The 20,533-nt window shown below is 32.2% G+C and carries 19 protein-coding genes and 2 pseudogenes; 14 read left to right on the top strand and 7 right to left on the bottom strand.

What is annotated here, in order from left to right; genetic code table 11:
• Positions 1 to 125: 125 nt before the first annotated feature.
• From H6589_08285 to H6589_08295, 3 genes are all read right to left on the bottom strand, one after another.
• Positions 126 to 938: a purine-nucleoside phosphorylase gene (locus H6589_08285; GenBank protein MCB9174593.1), complete on the bottom strand. Its 813-nt coding sequence runs from the start codon at positions 936 to 938 to the stop codon at positions 126 to 128.
• A gap of 72 nt (positions 939 to 1,010) precedes the next feature.
• Positions 1,011 to 1,559 carry a hypothetical protein gene (locus H6589_08290; GenBank protein MCB9174594.1) on the bottom strand — a complete coding sequence of 183 codons (549 nt, stop codon included), beginning with the start codon at positions 1,557 to 1,559 and terminating at the stop codon, positions 1,011 to 1,013.
• A gap of 63 nt (positions 1,560 to 1,622) precedes the next feature.
• A complete protein-coding gene (locus tag H6589_08295; protein ID MCB9174595.1) occupies positions 1,623 to 2,597 on the bottom strand; it encodes an acyl transferase in 975 nt (324 codons plus the stop codon).
• A 25-nt stretch (positions 2,598 to 2,622) separates the two neighbouring features.
• On the opposite strand from H6589_08295, the gene H6589_08300 reads away from it, so the two are divergent.
• Positions 2,623 to 3,117 (top strand): hypothetical protein, encoded by a 495-nt coding sequence (locus H6589_08300; protein MCB9174596.1) that lies wholly within the window; start codon positions 2,623 to 2,625, stop codon positions 3,115 to 3,117.
• A 1-nt stretch (position 3,118) separates the two neighbouring features.
• On the opposite strand, the gene H6589_08305 is transcribed toward H6589_08300, so the two are convergent.
• Positions 3,119 to 3,934: a DUF4249 domain-containing protein gene (locus H6589_08305; GenBank protein ID MCB9174597.1), complete on the bottom strand. Its 816-nt coding sequence runs from the start codon at positions 3,932 to 3,934 to the stop codon at positions 3,119 to 3,121.
• Positions 3,935 to 3,938: 4 nt separating this feature from the next.
• Positions 3,939 to 6,296: a TonB-dependent receptor gene (locus H6589_08310; protein MCB9174598.1), complete on the bottom strand. Its 2,358-nt coding sequence runs from the start codon at positions 6,294 to 6,296 to the stop codon at positions 3,939 to 3,941.
• A gap of 152 nt (positions 6,297 to 6,448) precedes the next feature.
• On the opposite strand from H6589_08310, the gene H6589_08315 reads away from it, so the two are divergent.
• The 11 genes and pseudogenes from H6589_08315 (at position 6,449) to H6589_08365 (ending at position 16,619) form a co-directional block, all read left to right on the top strand.
• The gene (locus tag H6589_08315) at positions 6,449 to 10,069 is read left to right on the top strand and encodes a GHKL domain-containing protein (GenBank protein MCB9174599.1); all 3,621 of its coding nucleotides are present in this window, start codon (positions 6,449 to 6,451) and stop codon (positions 10,067 to 10,069) included.
• Between the two features lie 46 nt (positions 10,070 to 10,115).
• Entirely contained in the window at positions 10,116 to 11,300 is a 1,185-nt protein-coding gene (locus H6589_08320) for a radical SAM protein (GenBank protein MCB9174600.1), read from the top strand.
• A gap of 144 nt (positions 11,301 to 11,444) precedes the next feature.
• Positions 11,445 to 11,729: pseudogene (locus H6589_08325) on the top strand (helix-turn-helix transcriptional regulator).
• A pseudogene (locus H6589_08330) lies at positions 11,730 to 12,533 on the top strand (sulfite exporter TauE/SafE family protein).
• A gap of 17 nt (positions 12,534 to 12,550) precedes the next feature.
• Positions 12,551 to 13,954, top strand: coding sequence for an MBL fold metallo-hydrolase (locus H6589_08335; GenBank protein ID MCB9174601.1), 1,404 nt, complete (start codon positions 12,551 to 12,553; stop codon positions 13,952 to 13,954).
• A 22-nt stretch (positions 13,955 to 13,976) separates the two neighbouring features.
• Positions 13,977 to 14,252, top strand: coding sequence for a rhodanese-like domain-containing protein (locus H6589_08340; protein ID MCB9174602.1), 276 nt, complete (start codon positions 13,977 to 13,979; stop codon positions 14,250 to 14,252).
• Between the two features lie 74 nt (positions 14,253 to 14,326).
• Positions 14,327 to 14,629 carry a rhodanese-like domain-containing protein gene (locus H6589_08345; GenBank protein ID MCB9174603.1) on the top strand — a complete coding sequence of 101 codons (303 nt, stop codon included), beginning with the start codon at positions 14,327 to 14,329 and terminating at the stop codon, positions 14,627 to 14,629.
• Entirely contained in the window at positions 14,629 to 14,856 is a 228-nt protein-coding gene (locus H6589_08350) for a hypothetical protein (GenBank protein ID MCB9174604.1), read from the top strand. Before H6589_08345 ends, H6589_08350 begins: the two co-directional genes overlap by 1 nt.
• Positions 14,846 to 15,880: a cytochrome-c peroxidase gene (locus H6589_08355; protein MCB9174605.1), complete on the top strand. Its 1,035-nt coding sequence runs from the start codon at positions 14,846 to 14,848 to the stop codon at positions 15,878 to 15,880. Before H6589_08350 ends, H6589_08355 begins: the two co-directional genes overlap by 11 nt.
• A 4-nt stretch (positions 15,881 to 15,884) precedes the next feature.
• The gene (gene trxA, locus H6589_08360; protein ID MCB9174606.1) at positions 15,885 to 16,181 is read left to right on the top strand and encodes a thioredoxin; all 297 of its coding nucleotides are present in this window, start codon (positions 15,885 to 15,887) and stop codon (positions 16,179 to 16,181) included.
• Positions 16,182 to 16,193: 12 nt separating this feature from the next.
• A complete protein-coding gene (locus H6589_08365; GenBank protein ID MCB9174607.1) occupies positions 16,194 to 16,619 on the top strand; it encodes a rhodanese-like domain-containing protein in 426 nt (141 codons plus the stop codon).
• 514 nt (positions 16,620 to 17,133) lie between these two features.
• Here the strand turns inward: H6589_08365 and H6589_08370 are convergent.
• Positions 17,134 to 17,523, bottom strand: coding sequence for a hypothetical protein (locus H6589_08370; GenBank protein ID MCB9174608.1), 390 nt, complete (start codon positions 17,521 to 17,523; stop codon positions 17,134 to 17,136).
• Between the two features lie 183 nt (positions 17,524 to 17,706).
• Here H6589_08370 and H6589_08375 point away from each other — a divergent pair, with 183 nt between their 5' ends.
• Positions 17,707 to 18,603 (top strand): mechanosensitive ion channel family protein, encoded by an 897-nt coding sequence (locus H6589_08375; protein MCB9174609.1) that lies wholly within the window; start codon positions 17,707 to 17,709, stop codon positions 18,601 to 18,603.
• Between the two features lie 25 nt (positions 18,604 to 18,628).
• Positions 18,629 to 19,651: a magnesium/cobalt transporter CorA gene (corA, locus tag H6589_08380; protein ID MCB9174610.1), complete on the top strand. Its 1,023-nt coding sequence runs from the start codon at positions 18,629 to 18,631 to the stop codon at positions 19,649 to 19,651.
• On the opposite strand, the gene H6589_08385 is transcribed toward corA, so the two are convergent.
• The gene (locus H6589_08385) at positions 19,648 to 20,484 is read right to left on the bottom strand and encodes an SPOR domain-containing protein (GenBank protein MCB9174611.1); all 837 of its coding nucleotides are present in this window, start codon (positions 20,482 to 20,484) and stop codon (positions 19,648 to 19,650) included. The genes corA and H6589_08385 overlap by 4 nt on opposite strands.
• Between the last annotated feature and the right edge of the window lie 49 nt (positions 20,485 to 20,533).

A 20,533-nucleotide genomic window follows, 5' to 3' on the forward strand; every position in this document is an offset into this window, starting at 1 on the left:
ATAGTTTCTCCGATATATCGGAGAAATGACTACTGTGTAGCTATCTAAAAATGAGTATTGGTAAAAAATCGAGAAAAGCTATGTGCCTATGTGGTAAAATAAATACTGAAAGTTTTTAAAGTAAATTAAAGTCGGGCAATCAATTCGGTATAAAGCATGGTTAATTGTGGCTCAGCAACTGCTGCAGCTTCTAAAATTTCTGCTAACGAAACGGGAGCTAAATTATCTGGGTCGCATTCGTCCGTTAAAACAGAAATAGCACAACATGGTAATCCCATGTGATTTGCCACAATTACTTCTGGCACCGTACTCATTCCAACAGCATCACCACCAAGTTTTCCTATCATTCGGTATTCGGCAGGGGTTTCTAAGTTTGGACCAGTAACAGGTACATAAACGCCTTCGTTTAACAAAATTCCTTTTTCTTTAGCAATAGAGCGTAAGGTATTATTTAGATGATTGTTGTAAGGTTCACTCATATCAGGAAAACGAGGACCTAATTCGTTAAAATTTTTGCCAATTAATGGATTTGAAGGAAACAAGTTGATGTGGTCGGTAATTAACATCAATGTACTTTTTTTGTAGTTGGTGTTTAATGCTCCTGCTGCATTAGAAATCAATAAATTTTTAATGCCAAGTGCATTCATTACACGAATAGGAAAAGTAATTTGTTGCATATCATACCCTTCGTAATAATGAAAACGACCTTGCATCGCTAATACTTTTTTGCCCTTAACTATTCCATAAATTAATCTGCCGTGGTGCGATTCTACTGTTGAAACTGGGAAATGAGGTATTTTATCGTAATCAATTGCCGTAATTATTTCTATTTCTTTAACCAAACCACCAAGTCCAGTTCCTAAAACAATTCCTACTTGTGGGCTTTCAATTCCTTGAGAAAGGATATAATTAACGGTTTCTTTTATTTTATTCAGCATAATCAAACAGTTGGAAGGTAGAAGACCGAAGCCAGAAGCAATCTACAACTTCCAACTTCGGTCTTCCAACTTCTAGTTTACTTTTCTACCTTTTACTTTTGTGCTCGATTCCTTAAAGTTTTTAACATTTTTCATTTGGAATTTTAGGTAAGCTCCTGCACCACCTGGCATTACATAATAAACTTTATCGCCATAGTTAATTTTACCTTTGCCATTGTTCCATTCAGCACCCATCAAATTATAACGACCTCTGTTGTTTGGGTCTCCGAAAACCAGATATTTATTATCGTCAGCATCAAAACTTACCGCAATTTTGTTGTCGTCAATTACTTTTACACATACACCAGGAGTTTTTCCTGTAATTAAAATATTGTCAACACTCGCAGAGCTTGCAATAACCAATTTTCCGTCTTTATCTAATTCTTGAGATTGATTAGAACGCTCTCCTCTTTGTAAAGTAACATCGGTAGAGATATAAAACTGCATTTTTTTCAATTTAGCTTCATCTAAATTGTATTTCAATCTATCTTCGTTAGTAAAGGGTTGATAGCTTCCACAAGAGCTTAAAAATCCAGCAACAGCTATTATTGCAATAAATGATAATGATTGTAATTTTTTCATTGTTTTAATTTTTTTATTTACTCGGTTTTATCAAAAACTGAACCAAAACAAAATTAGTTTTTTTTATTGGATTAATAAATTGCAACCTCGTAAATCACTGTTATCGAATCTGCCTAAAACCTCGAAAGAATTATTAGTGAACGTTTTACCTAAATCTTGTGTGGCAATAAACGAGCAGGAGTTGTAGTTGGCTAAATCAATTACGTTAATGCCTCCTGTTTGATTATTGTCGAGCAAGTGAAATGGGTCGTTGGTGTCTCTAATTAATATTTTCATCCAAGGTGGAGTTTCAAAAAGCCCATTTCCTTTTGAATAGGCTTGTGATAAAAGCTCTGTCATGCCATATTCCGAATGAATTTGATTGACATTAAAACTATCGTTATAAATTTGATGTAGTTCGGTTCGGGTCATTTCCTTCCTGCGTCCTTTCATACCGCCCGTTTCCATAATAATGATGTTGCTCAAATCCAATTGGTGTTTTTCTGCAAGGTCAAGCAGCGCAAACGAAACACCAATTAAAATGGTTTTTTGAGCGTTTAACTTTTTGAGCGTGTCAATTAAATCATTGTAATTGTTGAGGTAAAAACCGCTTAATGGATTGTTGGAATGTTTTATCAAGTATTCCGTCATGTAAATGAGTGAAGATCCTTCTCTTTCCATGTAAGATGGCAATAAAGCTAAGAAGCAATAATCGCTGATGTTTCCATAAAACAATTCGAACCCTTTTACAAAACTTTGTTCGTAAACTTTTAAGTTTTTTACGTAGTGCTTGCTTTGATTTTCGCCTGTTGTTCCACTACTTAAAAATACTTGCTCATAATTATTGTCACCGCAAATTACTTGTTGAGTTTTAAAAAATTCGATAGGTAAAAATGGTATTTTTTCGAGCTGTGTAACTTCTGATGGAGTTACTTTTAATAGCTTACAAAAGTTTTGATAAATGGTATTGTTTTGATATTGGTAGTTAAAAATATCAATAGCCATATTATTAAACTCGCTGCTGGAAGTGATATTAAAAATACGATTGGCGAAGTTCATTCAAAAATATTGCTAATTTTATGGTATGCAAAGGTTAACAAACTTCGTCATATTATTTGTCTTTATTTTTCTTTTTGCTTGTAAGAAAGATGACCCAACACCTATGCCGCCAGTAATAAAGTTTATTGAAGGAGGACTTTCTGATGATGGTTCATATGCAGTAGTTAAGTTTGAATTTTTTGATAATGACGGCGATTTGGGCTTAAAACAAGAAGAAAGCCAAGGCGAACAACAATACAATTTGTTTATTGATTATTACGAAAAACAAAATGGAGTATGGTTATTAAAATCGCCAGTAGTAACCTATAATACTGGAACGAATACATACGATACCACTGTTTTTCATTTACGTGTTCCTTTTATTCAAAATAAAGAAAAGCAATCGTTAAAAGGAGAGACCTATGTAAAGCTGATTTACAATCCGTTTTCTACCAATGATACCATTAAATATGAAATGGTTTTAAAGGATAGAGCGTTACATTCCAGCAATAAAATAGAAACAACTGAGATTTACAAGTGATTTATGGTAAAGGAGTTACAATAAACTTACGTTCGCTTTTTGCGTAAGCTGCAAAAAAACCAACTACATTTTCTGCTCCATTTAAGTTTGTTTCTGGGTTTCCAGGCACTTCACCACCTTGCGAAGAAGCCAGTGCGTTAAAGTATCGATAGTTTACTTCATCAATTGATAACAATTGAACTGAAACAGTATCATTTTCTTCAAACTCGGTTTGAAAAATTGGAAAAACTACATTGTCGCCATCAATTAAATTGTCACTTAAAACTAACACTCCTTTTTGTTTTACTGTTCTACTGGAAGCTTTTATTCTATAATAATTATTGAAATTAGGGGTATCATAAAAATGAGTGTAAATTCGATATTGTTGTGGGTCATTTGGGTCGCTAAAAGGTCTATTTATTTTTTGATGTGATAGTGAATCTAAATTAATTTTTGGAGGCATGGTAGATTGAGCGGTAATAGATTTTCCATCGGCATAAACCGACAACACATAAGTCCTGCCCTCTATGCCTTTTAAAGTTGGACTATTGTAAACACCTGCTAATACTTCAATAAAACTAAAACTGTTCCCAAAATTATCGGTAACAACAACGGTTGCACCAGAAACGGTTTCGAAAGTACCCGTGTTTTCGTTAAACGGTTTCGATTTAGAAATAATTACGTAATTGTCTCCAATCGAATCATGAAGTAATGCCTCAATAACCAATGCTTGAGGTGCATCATCTAAATCTAAATCAACCACCTTTTCGCACGAGGTAAAAACTAATGCAAAGCATATCGATATAATTGTAAGTATGTTAAGTTTTAATTTATTCATCATCTTAAAAACTAAAATTGTAACTAATGGAAGGAATAATTTTAAAAAGGGAAAGTTGAACAATCTCTGTTTGTACTGGGTTATCTTCTTTTGGTCTAAATGTAAATGAGTAAGCATTTTCACGTGCATAAACATTGTATACTGAAAAATTCCAACTCGATTGAAATTTACGCTGAACTTTTTCTTTTTCGCCAGTTTCAGGATTGGTAACCATTTTATAATTTTTCCCATCTAAGGTTAACCCTATATCCATTCTGTGGTAGTTTGGCATTCTTGCACCATTCCTTGCTGAATATAAGTTTATGATTTGTCCGTCAATAACATATTTTCCTGTTGGAAATGTAACAGCATTACCTGTATAAAAAACGAAAGTAGAAGAAATTTTAAGGCGTTCAGTTATAGCAAACATACCAACAACAGAAATATCATGTGTTCTATCTTGTTTTGCTGGATACCATGCTCCTTTATTAATTTGGTCAAATTGGACTTCGGTTCGAGCTAAGGTATAACTAACCCATCCAGTAAATTTTCCTTTTCGTTTTTTCAAAAAGAACTCCAAACCATAGGCTCTACCTTTACCATTTAAAATCTCGCCCTCAACGGTTGGGTTTAATGTAATTTCTGCTCCAGTTCTGTAATCAATAGTGTTCTGCATTACTTTGTAATAGGTTTCCACCGAAAATTCAAAAGAATTGTCTCTCAAATTTTTAAAATAACCTAATGCTACTTGGTCAGCAATTTCTGGTTTAATATTGTTGCTACTTGGTAGCCAAGTATCGGTAGGGTTGTTGCCTGATGAGTTTGATAAAAGATGCAAGTATTGATACATTCTGTTGTATGATGTTTTTAACGAACTGGTTTCGTTTAAAATGTAATTAATTCCAATACGAGGTTCAAAGCCATGATAAGTTTTTATGGCATTGTTTTCTCTGTATTTTGTTGTATCAGTTATATCGCCTTTATTGTTATAAGTATAAATTTCGCCTGGACCAATTTGTGTGAAATTTGAATACCTGAATCCATACGTTGCCGACCACAATTCATTAAATTTATGTTCATTGCTAACATAAGCCGACGATTCTACTGAATACCTATTTTCAATTTTTGTATTTCCTATTGCTTCTCCAGTAGAAGCAATTTCTCCTGGGTCGAAGGTGTGATGTATGACATTTGCACCAAACTTTAATTTGTTGTTTTCGTTCCAAAAGAAATCCAAGTCTTGCTTAAAATTAAAATCACGAATTTGTGAATTAATAGAAAACCCTGCAGCAGCAATATCGATTTTGTAGTTATAATCGGAATAAATGAATGAAGTATTGCTAAACAATTTATCGTTAAATAAATGATTCCAACGAACTGTTGCTGTTGTGTTTCCCCAAGTAAAACTAAATCTATTTGCAAACCCAAAATTGTCTCTACCAAAATAACCAGAAACAAATAAGCGGTCTTTCTCTGTAAGTTGATAATTGGCTTTTAAATTCAAATCGTAGAAATACAATTTGGTATTTTTTTGGTCTTCATCGTTTGATAGTTTCAAAAATAAATCTGCATAAGTTCTTCTTCCACTTATTAAAAATGACCCTTTATCCTTAACAATTGGAACTTCAACAGTTAATTTAGATGAAATTAAACCAATACCACCTGTAGCTGCAATTTTTTTTGAATTTCCTTCTTTCATTTTTATATCCATTACAGAAGATAGTCGACCACCGTATTCAGCAGGGATGCCACCTTTATAAAGCTTTAAATCTTTAATAGCATCAGAATTAAAAACAGAGAAAAAACCTAATAAATGAGAAGCATTATAAACGGGTGCTTCATCCAATAGAATTAAGTTTTGATCAGAGCTTCCTCCTCGAACAAAAAAACCAGCATTTCCCTCACCTGCCGATTTTACACCGGGCAATAATTGTATGGTTTTTAAAATGTCACGTTCTCCGAACAATACTGGAATACTCTCTATTTCTTTGATGTCAATTTTTGACACACTCATCTCGGTAGAACGTATGTTCTCATCCTCACGCTCGGCACTTACTTCAAAAACGCCCAAATCAGTAGAGTTAGACGAAATTTGAATATTATTTTTAATGTTTTTGGTTAAATCTGCTTTAAACTCTACTGTTTTATAACCGACATAAGAATATTGAATAGTGTATTGTCCCTTAGGTAAGGTTAAAGAATAAAAACCATAAACATTAGTAACAGTTCCAGTTCCTGGTAGTTCCTTTACAAATATGGTAACACCAATTAAATCCTCGCCGTTAGATTCGTCTTTTATACTGCCACTGATGGTGTATTTTTCTTGAGCAACTAGTTGTATTGATAGTAAGAGCGAGAAAAGAATTAAGAAATATTTATGCATTCAGTATTTTTTTACAAAAGTACGCTCATCATTTATAAAAAAATTACCGCTCATCAAAAAAATGGTTTTATTGTTGTGGAGAGGAATATGTTATAAATAATAAAGCATATCTTATTTTTATGCCTTAATTTTAAATTCTTTTAATCAATTAAATGAATCATTCAAAAAATAAGAATTACATCTTTTTAATACTGGGATTAGTCTTGTTTTTTTACAATCCTTTTGTTACAGTTATTACTAGCAATACGGATGTTGTAGCTACTTTTAATGAAATATTGAATGAAAAAGAAAAATCAGTAAATCAACAATTACAGAGATTAGTCAAAACGGATAGTGTTGTCAATGTATTTAACCAAATACAGCATCAAAAAGATATAGAAGGTATTAGCTATTATGGTTTCGACAAAAACAAACTTGTTTTTTGGAGTAATTCAACGGTTTCGTTTAACAATTTATCCGATTTTAACGATACGAATGGTGTAGTTTTATTAAAAGATGGACTTTATCAATATGTAAAAAAACAACTCAATCAGCACACTTTTTTAGGGTTAATTTTAATAAAAAGTGAATATACTATTCAAAATAACTATCTAAAAACAGGGCTTCACCCAAGTTATGGAATTAAAGATGATGTTGAAATTTTGATAGATGATAAAACAAATAAATCGGTTATAAAAGACATAAACGGCAATCCTTTATTTTCATTAAAAGTAAACTCAAGCAATTATAAATCGAGCAATTGGTTGTCGATTATCTTGTATTTATTAGGTGTTGTTTTGCTGGTGATGTTTGTTTATGCTGAATTGAAAAAACATAGAAAAATCAAAAAATATGCTTCACTTTTTAGTATCGGGATTGTCTTAATGTTTTATTTCATTACCGCAGGTTTATCAATTCCTGAAGTAATTTTTCATCAAAAAATATTTAGTCCAACCATTTTTGGACATTCTGGCTTATTGCCTTCGTTGGGACATTTTTTAATTGTTTCGATTGTAATAATGACCATCACTATTTTATGGGTAAAACGTGGCAAAGAAAAAAGTAGTTATGCTTTGCTAAAAGCGACACTATCAATGGTTTTTGTTGTTTGTTTAAATATGGTGTTTACCAACTGGTTTGCTGGTTTAATTAACAATTCTAACATTAATTTCGATATTAATAATTTACTCGATTTAACAGCATATAGTTTTATTGGAATTCTTATTGTTATTATTTTGTACACTTGTTTGACTGTGTTGGTAAATTCAATTATAAACGATTATGCAGCCCGAACAAAAATCAAGAAAAATCAGTTGTTGGCTTTGTTTTGGTTGTTATCGTTACTATCCATTCTAATTGGACACTTAGCTTTTGAAATTGATTGGAAAATTGCATCTTGGATTCTTGTAGCCATTCTAATTCTAGCCACAGGTAACACTATTAAAACCAAATTTTACCAAAGTATTTTATTGGTAATTTTAATAGCTACATCAATAACAGTAGGATTTGTAAAACTTACCAAACAAAAAGAACAACTAAATCAAGAGTTTTTACTAAAAAAGCTAGCTAAAGAAGCCGACCCAGTTACAGAATATTTATTTACCGATTTAAAAACTAAGATTGAAGCCGATACTCTTTTAGTTAACCAAGTCAAAAATTATTGGGAAAACAAAGACGATGTTGACGGCTATGTACTTGAAAAATATTTTACGGGTTATTGGAATAAATACGATGTATTTTTATTTATGTGTTTACCCGAAGATACCTTAGTAGTTCAGCCTGAAAATGTAGAAGCTAGTTGTTTTGATTTTTTCACTGAAAAGGTTGAACGAGAAGCGGTGTCGAGATATAATTTTAACGATAACATCCATTTTTTATACAATAAAGATGGTGTTGGGAGTTACTTGGGAAACATCAGTATTAATGCTGCTGACACGCTTTCTAATAAGGCTGTTTTATATATTGAAATGTTGCCTAAACTGTTGTCCAATAACGAAGGATACCCTGAGCTTTTGCTTAATGAGAAAGAGATTGATGTGTCGGCTTCACTTACCAAATATTCATTTGCCAAGTACAAAAAAAGCCGCTTGGTACACAATAGTGGAGATTGTAACTACAACTTAGAATTAACCCCAAAGTTACCATTTAGCGAAGAAGGGTTTTTTACGCAATCATCAAGCAATTACCAACATTTGTATTACCAAAGTGATAAAAATACAGTGGTGGTGTTAAGTGCATTACAAAAAACCGACTTTAATTACATAACCACTTTTTCATATTTCTTTATATGTTGTAGTTTGTTTATTTTAATTGCTGGTTTATTATTTAACGTGGAGCCATTTAATTGGCGAATAGGTTTTTCTGAGTTCAGTACAAAAATTCAACTTTTTATTATTGTTTCTACTTTTTTATCGTTTGTACTGTTTGGTTTAGGAACATCTTATTACATAAAAAAACAATACGAGGACAAAAACACCAAAAGCATACAAGAAAAGGTACATTCGGTAGTTACAGAACTTAATACCGAATTTGCAAATGAAAAATCGATGGAAGAAATAAATATCGATTTCATCACCAATCAATTGATAAAATACTCAAACATCTTTTTTGCAGATATTAATTTATATGGTTTAAGTGGGCAACTCATTGCAACATCACGCCCAGAAATAATAGAACGTGGACTGATTAGTAATAGAATGAATCCTTTAGCATTTCATTCTCTTAAGGAACATAAAAAATCTTCGTTTATTCACGATGAAGAAATAGGTGAAATGAACTACCTTTCGGCTTATGTGCCTTTTAGAAACAACGAAAACAAAGTAATAGCTTATTTAAACGTACCTTATTTTGCCAAACAAAATCAGTTAGAAAATGAATTATCGCAGTTTTTTACCGCATTAATAAACATTTATGCCTTATTGTTTTTGGTGTCAATTTTTATTGCGGTACTGTTTGCCAATTATATTTCGGAGCCTGTACGATTAATAAAAGAAAAAATAAGGGCTCTTCAGTTAGGTAAATCGAATGAGTTTATCGATTGGAAATCGAACGATGAAATAGGTTCATTGGTTAAAGAATACAATCAAAAAGTATTGGAGTTGGAGAAAAGTGCCAAATTATTGGCGCAATCGGAACGTGAAAGTGCTTGGCGGGAAATGGCAAAACAAGTAGCACATGAAATAAAAAATCCGCTTACACCAATGAAGTTGAGCATACAGCATTTAGAACGCTCAATTGCCGATAATCCTGCAGATTTACCTGAACGTATTAAACGTACTGCTAAAACATTAGTAGAGCAGATAGATACCTTAACCAATATTGCCAATGAGTTTTCGAGCTTTGCAAAAATGCCTAAAGCCAACGAGCAGCAGCTTAATTTAGTAGAGATTTTAGAAACTGTTGTTGATTTGTATAGAAAAGAACAGGTTGAAATTGTTTTCGACAATCAATTAGAAAAAGAATCGCTATTAGTAGCAGATAAAGACCAATTGAATAGAATGTTCTCAAATTTGATTAAAAATGCCATACAAGCCATTCCTGAAAACCAAAAAGGTAAAATTGTTATATCTGCTTGTGTTAAGAATAATTTCTATACCATAACCATTACTGATAATGGTGCTGGAATACCTGAAGACTTACAAGAAAAAATATTCACCCCAAATTTTACTACAAAAACTACAGGCATGGGTCTTGGTTTAGCTATGGTAAAAAACATGGTAAAAAATTTAAACGGAACTATTGATTTTACTACTTCAAACAAAGGGACTTCTTTTAAGATTGAGATTCCATTTTAACTAAACCTTTTTTAATTAACTTTGGCGTTTATCTTTTTAAAAAAATATGTACGGAGTTAAAGATTACGTAAGCAGAGCAAAGAAATTTGTAAATAATAAATCGAATGTTGGTCCACGTAAGTTGGCAACTTTAATGATATATGCTACCGACTTGTGTGATTCGCGTTGTAAGCATTGTAATATTTGGGCAAAACGTCCTGTAAAATACCTTTCTTTCGAAAAAATCAAAGAAATAATGAAAAGCAAAGCAGTTTCTAAAGATACTGCTATTGGATTGGAAGGAGGAGAGTTTTTGTTGCATCCCGAGGCATTACAAATTATGGAATGGTTTACTAAAAACCACCCTAACTTTGATTTGTTGTCGAACTGTTTAAAGCCAGATAGTTTGATTGAGGCGGTAAAGAAATTTCCGCCAAAACGATTGTATATTTCTTTAGATGGAGATAAAGATGCCTATTTACACATGCGAGGTAAAGATGGTTACGAAAAAGTAATTCAAGTAATTCAGGCATTGAAAGATGTTGTGCCAATTTCTACTATGTTTACTTTGAGTCCTTACAATAACTTTAACGATATGCGACATGTAGCTGAGGTTTGTAAGCGTGAAGGAGTTGATATGCGTGTTGGAGTTTATAACGACATGAGTTTTTTCGATACAGATGATAAAGCGCACGAAACAGGTATTGCTTCAAAAACTGCAAAGGTACAAGTTCCAAACTATGTAGATAAAGATGCTGAAACGGAAGTAATTGTTGAAACACACAAAGAAATTTCTACAGAATTAAAAGATGATAATTTTAAAGAAAAAATCCCTGCAATTATTAAGGAATTTAAAGAGAACTATGACTTTTTGGTTTTGTATGATGAGTGGAGAAAAGGCGATTTAAAAATGAGTTGTAATTCTATTATCGATTCGCTTTGTATATTGCCAAACGGTGATGTGCCTTTGTGTCAGAATTTAGATGTTAAGATTGGTAATTTGTTTAACAACACATTAGATGAAATTATTAATAGTAATGAAACTAAAAAAACACAAAAACATTACCAACACAATTGCAATGGCTGTTGGGTAAATTTTCACAGAAAGTACGATGTAGTTTTACACCGTATGTTCGAAAAGTATTTTGGTAAAGGGATTACTCAAAAAATGTTTGGTAACTACCAATGGGAAGCTGACAAGAAAAAAACGTATGCTCAGTACATGAAAGAAACCGAGGCGAAATACGCTTAACGACAATAGGAGAATAAAAAAAAGGCGGTAATTTTTACCGCCTTTTTCTATTCTCAAATAATTTTTATCAGATTTTTTTGAAGAAATATTACATATATAAAAAATTATATATAACTTTGTATTGAATTATATACATAATTATATATGATAGAATTAAAAAAATTAGAAAACGCATCAGAAATGCTAAAAGCAATAGCTCATCCAATGCGAATTGCAATAGTAGATATGCTTTCAGATGATAAGAGCTTAACTGTTACAGAAATCCATGAAGCATTAAACATAGAACAAGCTGTCGCGTCGCATCACTTAAGTATTTTAAAAAATAAAGGAGTATTGTTGAGTGAGCGTAACGGCAAAAACTGTAATTATAAATTGAAACACCCTCGATTATCACAAATAATTACGTGTATCGATAAGTGTCAAAATGAATTGTAAAACGTGGAAATAATAGGTTACATATTAGCGGTTTTGGTAGGCATTTCTTCTGGTTTGATAGGTGCTGGAGGCTCTATTTTGGCAATTCCAATATTGGTTTACTTAATGGGGGTTGAGGCAGCAGTTACTGCTCCAGCGTATTCGCTTTTTGTTGTTGGGTCTGCCAGTTTAATAGGTACAATTATAAAGTCACGAAAACAACAAGTTAATTTTAAAACAGCATTATTATTTGGAATTCCCACCATTATTTCAATTTTTTTAACCAGAAAATTTTTGGTGCCACTTATCCCTGAATCTCTTTTTTTTATTGGAGATTTTGAGTTAACAAATCGCATTTTAATATTGGTATTGTTATCAATTATCATGATTGGTTCAGCACTAATAATGATAAAAGGTAATGCTGAATTTAGTGAAGTTATTGTAAAGAAAAATAACCGAGTACTAAACTTTGTAAGTGGTTTGTGTATCGGCTGTTTAACTGGTATAGTTGGTGCAGGGGGTGGTTTTATTATAATACCAGCATTAACAAAGCTTAACAATCTTAAAATGAAAGTTGCAGTAGGCACTTCGTTAGCAATTATATCAATGAATTCATTTTTTGGATTCTTAGGAAGTATTAATACAATAACCATAGATTGGAAGCTTCTAATACCATTTACATTGTTGGCAGTTGGAGGTATATTTATAGGTCAAAAAATGTCATCTAAAGTTAATGGAGACCAATTGAAAAAAGGATTCGGCTGGTTTGTTTTAATTATGGGGGGATACATTTTTATAAAAGAACTTTTTTTTAACTAATATAAAAACAATTATATATGTACGTAGAACAATTATACACAGGATGTTTAGCCGAAGCGGCTTATTACATCGAGTCTAATGGCGAAGCAGCCATTATTGATCCATTAAGAGAAACATTTCCTTACACCGAATTAGCTGAAAAACGAGGGGCAAAAATCAAGTATGTTTTCGAAACACACTTTCATGCCGATTTTGTTTCTGGGCATGTTGATTTAGCAAAGAAAACAGGAGCAACCATAGTGTATGGTCCAACAGCTACTGCTGGATACAAAATACATGTCGGTAAAGACAATGAAGAGTTTAAAATAGGCAACATTAAAATAAAACTGTTGCATACGCCTGGACACACCCCTGAATCATCAACTTATTTGTTGATAGATGAGCACGGTGAGAATCACGCTATATTTTCTGGCGACACTTTGTTTTTGGGTGATGTTGGTCGTCCTGATTTGGCAATAAAATCGGATGTAACCGAAAAAGATTTAGCAGGCATGTTGTTTGATTCGTTACGCAATAAAATAATGCCTTTGGCAGACGAGGTAATTGTATATCCCGGTCATGGAGCAGGATCGGCTTGTGGAAAAAACATGAGCAAAGAAACCGTAGGAACAATTGGTGAGCAGAAAAAAACCAATTATGCCTTGAGAGAGACCATGACAAAAGATGAGTTTGTTAAAGAATTATTACACGGTATTTTACCTCCACCACAGTATTTTCCTAAAAATGCGATGATGAACAAAAATGGCTACAAGAGTATTGATGAAGTTATGGCGGCAGGCTTAAAGCCATTGAGTGTTGACGAATTTGAAAAAGAAAAAAACGACGCTATAATTATTGACACCAGAACTCAAGGAGAGTTTAAAGACGGCTTTATTCCTTCGTCAATTTTTATTGGATTAAATGGTCAGTTTGCGGTTTGGGTAGGTGCTTTGATTACTAACTTAAATCAAAAAATTATTATTGTTTCTGATGAAGGTAAAGAAGAAGAATCTGTGTTGCGTTTGGCAAGAGTTGGTTACGATAATTGTGTTGGATATTTGAAGGGAGGATTTAAGGCTTGGGCTAATGCTGGAAAACCTGTCGAAACCATTACGTCAATTTCTGCACTAGAACTAGAAAAAATTGCGAATGCTAAACCAGTTCATATTATAGACGTGCGAAAACCTACTGAATACCAATCGGAAAGATTAGAACAAGCAGAATCGTTTCCATTAGACAACATCAACAATTGGTTAAATCATCTAGATAAGAACGAAACCAAGTATTTGCATTGTGCAGGAGGTTATCGTTCAATGATTGCAATATCTATGTTAAGAAAAGAAGGTTACCAAAATATTATTGATGTTGCAGGTGGTTCTAATGCTATATTTAATAACACAACGTTGAGTAAGACAGCTTATGTTTGTCCTTCAACACTTTAATAACAACTAAAATTTATAAAAAATGAGTTACGAAAATGTAAATTTAAACGAAGCTACAATTGTAGATGTAAGAGAGCCATTTGAATACGAAATGGGAAGAGTAGAAGGTTCAGTTAACATCCCGCTTGGCGAAGTTCCAGGAAGAGTGGATGAATTTAAAAACATGAAAAAGCCTTTGGTACTTTGTTGTGCTTCAGGCGGAAGAAGTGGACAAGCAACCAGTTTTTTAGCACAAAACGGAGTAGAAGAGGTTTATAATGGTGGTGGCTGGAACATGGTTGCTATGAGAAAAGGATAATATGAATCGTTATGAGTATTTAGTGTTGAGTTTTATCTCATCACTAAATACTCGTTACCTAAAATGTAAAAAAAATGAGTATAATTAGAAAAATATTTGGATTAGGCCCGAAGGTAGATTGCCACGAATTAATAAGAAATGGAGCGGTATTAATTGATGTTCGAACTCCTTCCGAATACAGTGCAGGTCATGCTAAGGGGTCGACCAATATTCCATTAGATAAAATCAAAACCAAAGTTGATAAAATAAAACAGCTGAAAAAACCTGTTGTGTTGTGTTGTAAATCTGGGATGCGTAGTGCTCAAGCCACTTCAATTTTAAGGGGTGCTGGAATTAACGACGCACACAATGGTGGTCCATGGAATAATTTTGCATAATGGAGAAAGTTAAAAACTGGATATTAACCCATAAAAAGAATATTATTTTAGCGATTATTGGTGCAATTGCGGGGTATCTTTATTGGTATTATGTAGGATGTGAAAGCGGCTCATGTGCCATTACATCAGTATGGTACAGAACTACCATTTATGGAGCTTTAATGGGTTGGTTATTGAGTGATGTGTCATTTAAACAAACTAAAAAAGAAAAGACAAATGAAGAATAAATCAATTTTTATTTATGTTCTACCATTCATTATTTTAACTGGCTGTGGAGGTGAATCTTTACAAGAAGTTGAGGTAGAAAAAATAACTGAACCTAGTGAGTTGTTGCAAAAAGCAAAAACACTTTTTGGAGAATTACCTGATGTTGCACTTAATCCTGAAAACAGTATTACTGATGAAAAAGTAGCGTTAGGTAAAACGCTTTATTTCGATAAACGCTTATCAAAAGACAATACGATTAGTTGTAATAGTTGTCATAATTTAGATACTTATGGCGTAGATAATCTAAGTTTTTCTCCAGGTAATGATGGTGGTTTAGGAGGGAGAAATTCGCCTACGGTATTAAATGCAGCTTTACATATTTCTCAGTTTTGGGATGGACGTGCAAAAGATGTAGAGGAGCAGGCAGGGGGTCCAATTTTAAACCCTGTGGAGATGGCTATGCCAAATGAAAAAGCGGTAATAGATAGATTGTCTAAAATTGAGGAGTACAACAATTTGTTTGCTAAAGCATTTCCAAATGAAAAAGATCCAATTACATATATAAATATTCAAAAAGCAATTGGAGCATTCGAACGCAAGTTAATTGTTCCATCAAAGTTCGACGATTATTTAGCAGGCAATGAAAACGCTTTAAATCAACAAGAGAAAGATGGATTAGAAACGTTCACTTCTGTAGGTTGTACAGCTTGCCATTCAGGCAATTTATTAGGAGGTCAGTTGTTTCAAAAATTTGGTTTAATGAGTAATTATTGGGAACATACTAAAAGTAAAAAAATAGACGAGGGTAAATTTGAAGTGACTAAAAATGAAGCGGATAAATATGTGTTTAAAACACCATCATTAAGAAATATAGAGAAAACTTATCCATATTTTCATGATGGAAGTGTTGATAGATTAGAGGATGCTGTAAATATTATGGCGAAAACGCAACTAAACAAAGAGCTCACACAGAAAGAAACTACAGATATCGTTGCATTTTTAAAAACCTTAACGGGCGAAGTTCCTCAACATTTAAAACAATAATAAAATGTCAAAATTTACTGATTTAATAAAAGGAGAAACACCTGTATTAGTCGATTTTTACGCCACTTGGTGCGGACCATGCAAAATGATGTCGCCAATTTTGGAAGACGTTTCTAGTCAAATAAAGGGAAAGGCAAAAGTGTTAAAGATAGACATTGATAAAAACCCTCAGGCAGCTTCTTATTATAATGTAAGGAGTGTTCCAACATTAATATTATTTAAAAAAGGGAAGCAAGTTTGGCGTCAATCTGGCGTTGTTCAATCCAAACAATTAGTTCAAATTATTAATCAAAACATATAAAACAAAAAAACCATGAGTAAAAAACTTATTTTAATTTCTACAGTTGTTGTATCGTTGTTTACAGTATCGTGTGGTAATAGTCAAAATCAAACCTCTGAAACTGCTATAGCAAGCACAGAGGTAATTGTAAATGTTGATGCAAAAACGTTTGGTGAATTAAGTGCATCGCAACCAGGAACTATTTTAGATGTGAGAACCCCTGAAGAATGGGCTGAAGGAACATTAAAAGATGCAGTTAAAATAGATTATCAAGGAAATAATTTTGAGACAGAAATAGAAAATTTAGATAAAAACGCTCCTGTATATGTGTATTGTAAAAGAGGAGGTAGAAGCTCTAGTGCTGCTGATATTTTAAAAGAAAAAGGTTTTACCAAAGTATATAACTTAGATGGAGGAATTACCTCTTGGCAAGAAAATGGGTTTGAAGTAGTAAAATAATTTTATTGGTAGCTAAGTGTAATTCTTGAATTTTTAAGTTGACGTGATTTAATGATTCGATTAAAAAAGCGTTCTCCCTGAAGTGTGAAGTTTATTTCTTCGATAGATTTAATTGTTATGTTGCATGGGAGATCGTTTCTTTTATCTATTTTTTTAATTGTTTTTACAATTTCTTTTACTTTCTGAATAGTGATGTATTCACTATTTGAGCAGTTTACCATTATCTTATCTTGATTTTTTAATACTGATATCATAACTATTTCATTGAATTAATTAAGTACAATAACTTCATTTGCTTGCTCAAATATAGTTTGTATTAATGGTGTAAAAAAATTAATAATCAATAAATAATTAGTATTCTAACATTTGCTATAAACAGGTAAATAGCTGAAATACAATTGGCTTTATCAAATTTTTATTTGAATAATTAGGGGTTTATTATGGGTTGAAATTTGACGAAAGAATTGTGCTATTTTGATAAAAAAAAACCCAACATGCGTTGGGTTTTTTTTATTTATCTATCATCATCGTCGCTGTCATCTTCTTCATCAGCAATCTCATCGTCGTCGCTATCGTCATCATCAAAATCATCCTCTACATCGTCATCTTTAAAGTCATCATCATCTGCATCAACCCCTTTTAAATCTTCTCCAACTGCATCATCAAAATCGTCATCATCTTCATCGTCATCATCTTCAGTAGGTTTGTATTTGGTTTTCTTCTCAGTATCTAAAATTACTAAGTAATTTACTTCGTCACCTGGAGTTTCATATAAAAACCCTTCCTCCATACCACCTTGATATGGAAAGCTAAAAAATTTCACATCTTCTTCTTCTAATTTCTGACGAATGGCTTTTTTTAGTTCGACAGAAAGTTTTGAATATTTTACTACAATTTTTTTCATTTATTCGTTGTTGATAACGGGGTCAAATATAAATTTTATATTAAAATAAAAAACTTTTTTTTGAAAAAAAATAAAGCACTAAAAATTGTGTGGTTTATCGAAAAATATAGGTGATTTATAGAGTTTTTTGTAAAAAACTTAAGGTTTGGTTAAAACTTAATACCTTTACTAAAAAATAATTTTATGCTTAAATTAGAAGAAGCCGTGTCAAATATTAGCTTTGTTTACCTTCGACATGGAATTTTAATTCTTTCTACAATTGCTGTTGCATTTGTGATTTCAACTATACTTAGGAGGATTGCACACATTGCCATAAATAGTTATGCTGAAAGGATAAAGGTTGATCCAACAAACTATTCTTTTCTTAAAAATTCGTTGAGCATTATTATTTTTTCTATTGCGTTGTTTTTTATTTTTTCGAAAATCCCATTTTTTAGGTCGCTCGGAAATGCTTTGTTTGCTGGGGCAGGAGTATTTGCTGCCATTTTGGGTTTTGCTGCTCAAAAGGCATTTGCAAATATTGTGAGCGGTATCTTTATTTTAATTTTTAAACCTTTCAGGGTTGGTGACACAATCGAATTTTCATCACAAAAAGGTGTTGTTGAAGAAATTACATTACGTCATACGGCAATAAAAGATTATGAAAACAGAAGAATAGTTGTTCCAAACAGTATAATTAGTGAGGATGTTATTGTAAATAGTGATATAATTGATGATAGAATTCGGCAACATATTGTGTTTGGGATAAGTTACGATTCTAATATTGACAAAGCTATCGCTATAATTCAACAAGAAGCTGAAAAGCATCCTTTATTGCTCGACCATAGAAGTGAAGAAGATATTAAGTCGGGCGAGCCAAAAGTGTTGGTTAGAGTTATTGGACTAGAAGACTTTTCGGTTCAGTTAAAAGCTTATGTTTGGTGTTATGGTAATGATAATGCATTTGTGTTGAAGTGTGATTTGCTTAAATCAGTGAAAGAACAATTTGACAAAAATGGAGTAGAAATTCCGTTTCCTTATCGTACAATTGTATATAAGAACGACCTTATAAAAAACAAACTTGAAAAAGAAGAAAACTAATAACAAATCGGCTATAAAAAAGGGTATGCCACCAGGTAATTTAGATTATCATGGAGAAGTATATTCGCAAAATAAAGATGTAGAGTTAATTAGTTACTCACAAGAAAATATTAAAAGAGTTACCTCTGATGATGTAAAAACTTTGTTGAGCTCAATATCCACAAAAGAAGAATGTTGGATAAATTTGGTTGGGTTGCACAATGTGGATCACATTAAATCAATTGGAAGCCATTTCAATATTCATCATTTGGTTTTAGAAGATGTGCTGAATACTGATCATCGACCGAAAACTGAATTGCACGATGGTTATTTGTTTTTTATAGCTAAAATGTTCACTTCTTCAGAAGAAAATAATTATCAATTTGAGCAGGTTAGTTTTATTGTAGGCAAAGAGTATTTAATCACTTTTCAGGAGAAAGAAGGAGATGTTTTTAATACCATAAGAGAACGACTTAACGATAAGGAGTCGAGACTACGAACTCGAAAAGCGGATTACCTGTTTTATAGATTAGTTGATACTATTGTTGACGGTTATTATTATACCTTAGAGAGTATTGGCGACAAAATAGAATTGCTTGAAGATAATTTGCAAGAAAACCCAACCAAAGAAGATTACAAAGAAATCCAACAACTTAAACGAGATTTGATTTTTTTACGGAAATCAGTTTATCCGCTTCGTGAGGCTATTGCTAAATTGACTAAAGAAAGTAACAATCTCATTGAACAAGAAAACATTACCTATTTTAATGATGTTTACGATCATTGTATTCATATTATTGATAGCATTGAAACATTTAGGGATTTAACATCAAGCTTAATGGATTTATACATGACTTCGATGAGTAATAAAATGAATGAGGTAATGAAGGTTTTAACAGTAATTTCCACCATTTTTATTCCTATTACTTTTGTTGCAGGGGTTTATGGCATGAATTTTCAATATATGCCTGAATTAACTCATAAATGGGGATACCCTATAACCATGGTAGTAATGGCTGTTTTGGTAATTGTAATGATTGTCTATTTTAAAGTAAAGAAGTGGTTTTAATAGCTAACCACAAACGAATCGGTAAGGTTGTTTTGTTTGATTAGTTTTTCTTTTAAAGCTTTTGCTTCCTCGTAAGTTTTAAATTTACCAGTATAAATCTTAACCATGCCATTTACTTCTTTTTTAAATGTTTCTGAAGCTTTAAGCTTGTAAACGTTTAAAAACTCATTTAATCTTTTTTCATTATAAAATTGTAAAGATAAAATTTGAACCGAATAAGATTTGTTTGAACCAGATAGACCGCTTTTTGTTGAAGAATTGTATCCTTCAGGCATTGAAGTTAAATCTTCTTTGGAGTTTTTATTTTCGGTTGTAGTTGAGGGTAAATTTTTCATTTTAGCCAAAGCTATAGCATCTTTATTCTCGTTTTGTTTAGAAATTTCTTCTAAATGATGAGATAAGCTATCCATTTTTTCGGAGGTAATTATCTCATGGTCTGAAAGAATAATTTCTTTATCTAAAACAATCAAATTACCATTGAGTGAATACTCTAAATGTATCGGAATTGAGGCTTCACTTTCGTCCATATCTTTTTTAGAAAGTTTACAGTTAATTTCAACCTGATTGCCTGAATCAAAGTTTGAATAAAACTTTATTAATTGCCCTCTTGTGTCAATTAGTAAATTTGAATTATTGTAAACATCTATAGTGTATTCGTCAGGAATAGATACCGTAAGTTTAAAAATTCCAGGGCTTTCTTTACCTACAATTTTTATAGATATTTGGTAAGAATTATTAGTCGATTTTAATACGGTGTTTTTTATTTCAATTTCGTTTGCCTTTGTAAACAAGCAAAGAAGAGTGAATAGAGATAATACAATAATTTTCTTCATATAATGCATTAAAAACGAGCCAATATTAGCTAAAATTGAGGTAGTAAGC

It is taken from the genome of Flavobacteriales bacterium (assembly GCA_020635795.1).
Classification (GTDB): domain Bacteria; phylum Bacteroidota; class Bacteroidia; order Flavobacteriales_E; family Vicingaceae; genus Vicingus.

Excerpts from the sequence above, each read along its gene's own strand:
- H6589_08285 (MCB9174593.1), bottom strand. The coding sequence starts at position 938 with ATGCTGAATAAAATAAAAGAAACCGTTAATTATATCCTTTCTCAAGGA.
- H6589_08290 (MCB9174594.1), bottom strand. The coding sequence starts at position 1,559 with ATGAAAAAATTACAATCATTATCATTTATTGCAATAATAGCTGTTGCT.
- H6589_08295 (MCB9174595.1), bottom strand. The coding sequence starts at position 2,597 with ATGAACTTCGCCAATCGTATTTTTAATATCACTTCCAGCAGCGAGTTT.
- H6589_08300 (MCB9174596.1), top strand. The coding sequence starts at position 2,623 with ATGCAAAGGTTAACAAACTTCGTCATATTATTTGTCTTTATTTTTCTT.
- H6589_08305 (MCB9174597.1), bottom strand. The coding sequence starts at position 3,934 with ATGAATAAATTAAAACTTAACATACTTACAATTATATCGATATGCTTT.
- H6589_08310 (MCB9174598.1), bottom strand. The coding sequence starts at position 6,296 with ATGCATAAATATTTCTTAATTCTTTTCTCGCTCTTACTATCAATACAA.
- H6589_08315 (MCB9174599.1), top strand. The coding sequence starts at position 6,449 with ATGAATCATTCAAAAAATAAGAATTACATCTTTTTAATACTGGGATTA.
- H6589_08320 (MCB9174600.1), top strand. The coding sequence starts at position 10,116 with ATGTACGGAGTTAAAGATTACGTAAGCAGAGCAAAGAAATTTGTAAAT.
- H6589_08335 (MCB9174601.1), top strand. The coding sequence starts at position 12,551 with ATGTACGTAGAACAATTATACACAGGATGTTTAGCCGAAGCGGCTTAT.
- H6589_08340 (MCB9174602.1), top strand. The coding sequence starts at position 13,977 with ATGAGTTACGAAAATGTAAATTTAAACGAAGCTACAATTGTAGATGTA.
- H6589_08345 (MCB9174603.1), top strand. The coding sequence starts at position 14,327 with ATGAGTATAATTAGAAAAATATTTGGATTAGGCCCGAAGGTAGATTGC.
- H6589_08350 (MCB9174604.1), top strand. The coding sequence starts at position 14,629 with ATGGAGAAAGTTAAAAACTGGATATTAACCCATAAAAAGAATATTATT.
- H6589_08355 (MCB9174605.1), top strand. The coding sequence starts at position 14,846 with ATGAAGAATAAATCAATTTTTATTTATGTTCTACCATTCATTATTTTA.
- trxA (MCB9174606.1), top strand. The coding sequence starts at position 15,885 with ATGTCAAAATTTACTGATTTAATAAAAGGAGAAACACCTGTATTAGTC.
- H6589_08365 (MCB9174607.1), top strand. The coding sequence starts at position 16,194 with ATGAGTAAAAAACTTATTTTAATTTCTACAGTTGTTGTATCGTTGTTT.
- H6589_08370 (MCB9174608.1), bottom strand. The coding sequence starts at position 17,523 with ATGAAAAAAATTGTAGTAAAATATTCAAAACTTTCTGTCGAACTAAAA.
- H6589_08375 (MCB9174609.1), top strand. The coding sequence starts at position 17,707 with ATGCTTAAATTAGAAGAAGCCGTGTCAAATATTAGCTTTGTTTACCTT.
- corA (MCB9174610.1), top strand. The coding sequence starts at position 18,629 with ATGCCACCAGGTAATTTAGATTATCATGGAGAAGTATATTCGCAAAAT.
- H6589_08385 (MCB9174611.1), bottom strand. The coding sequence starts at position 20,484 with ATGAAGAAAATTATTGTATTATCTCTATTCACTCTTCTTTGCTTGTTT.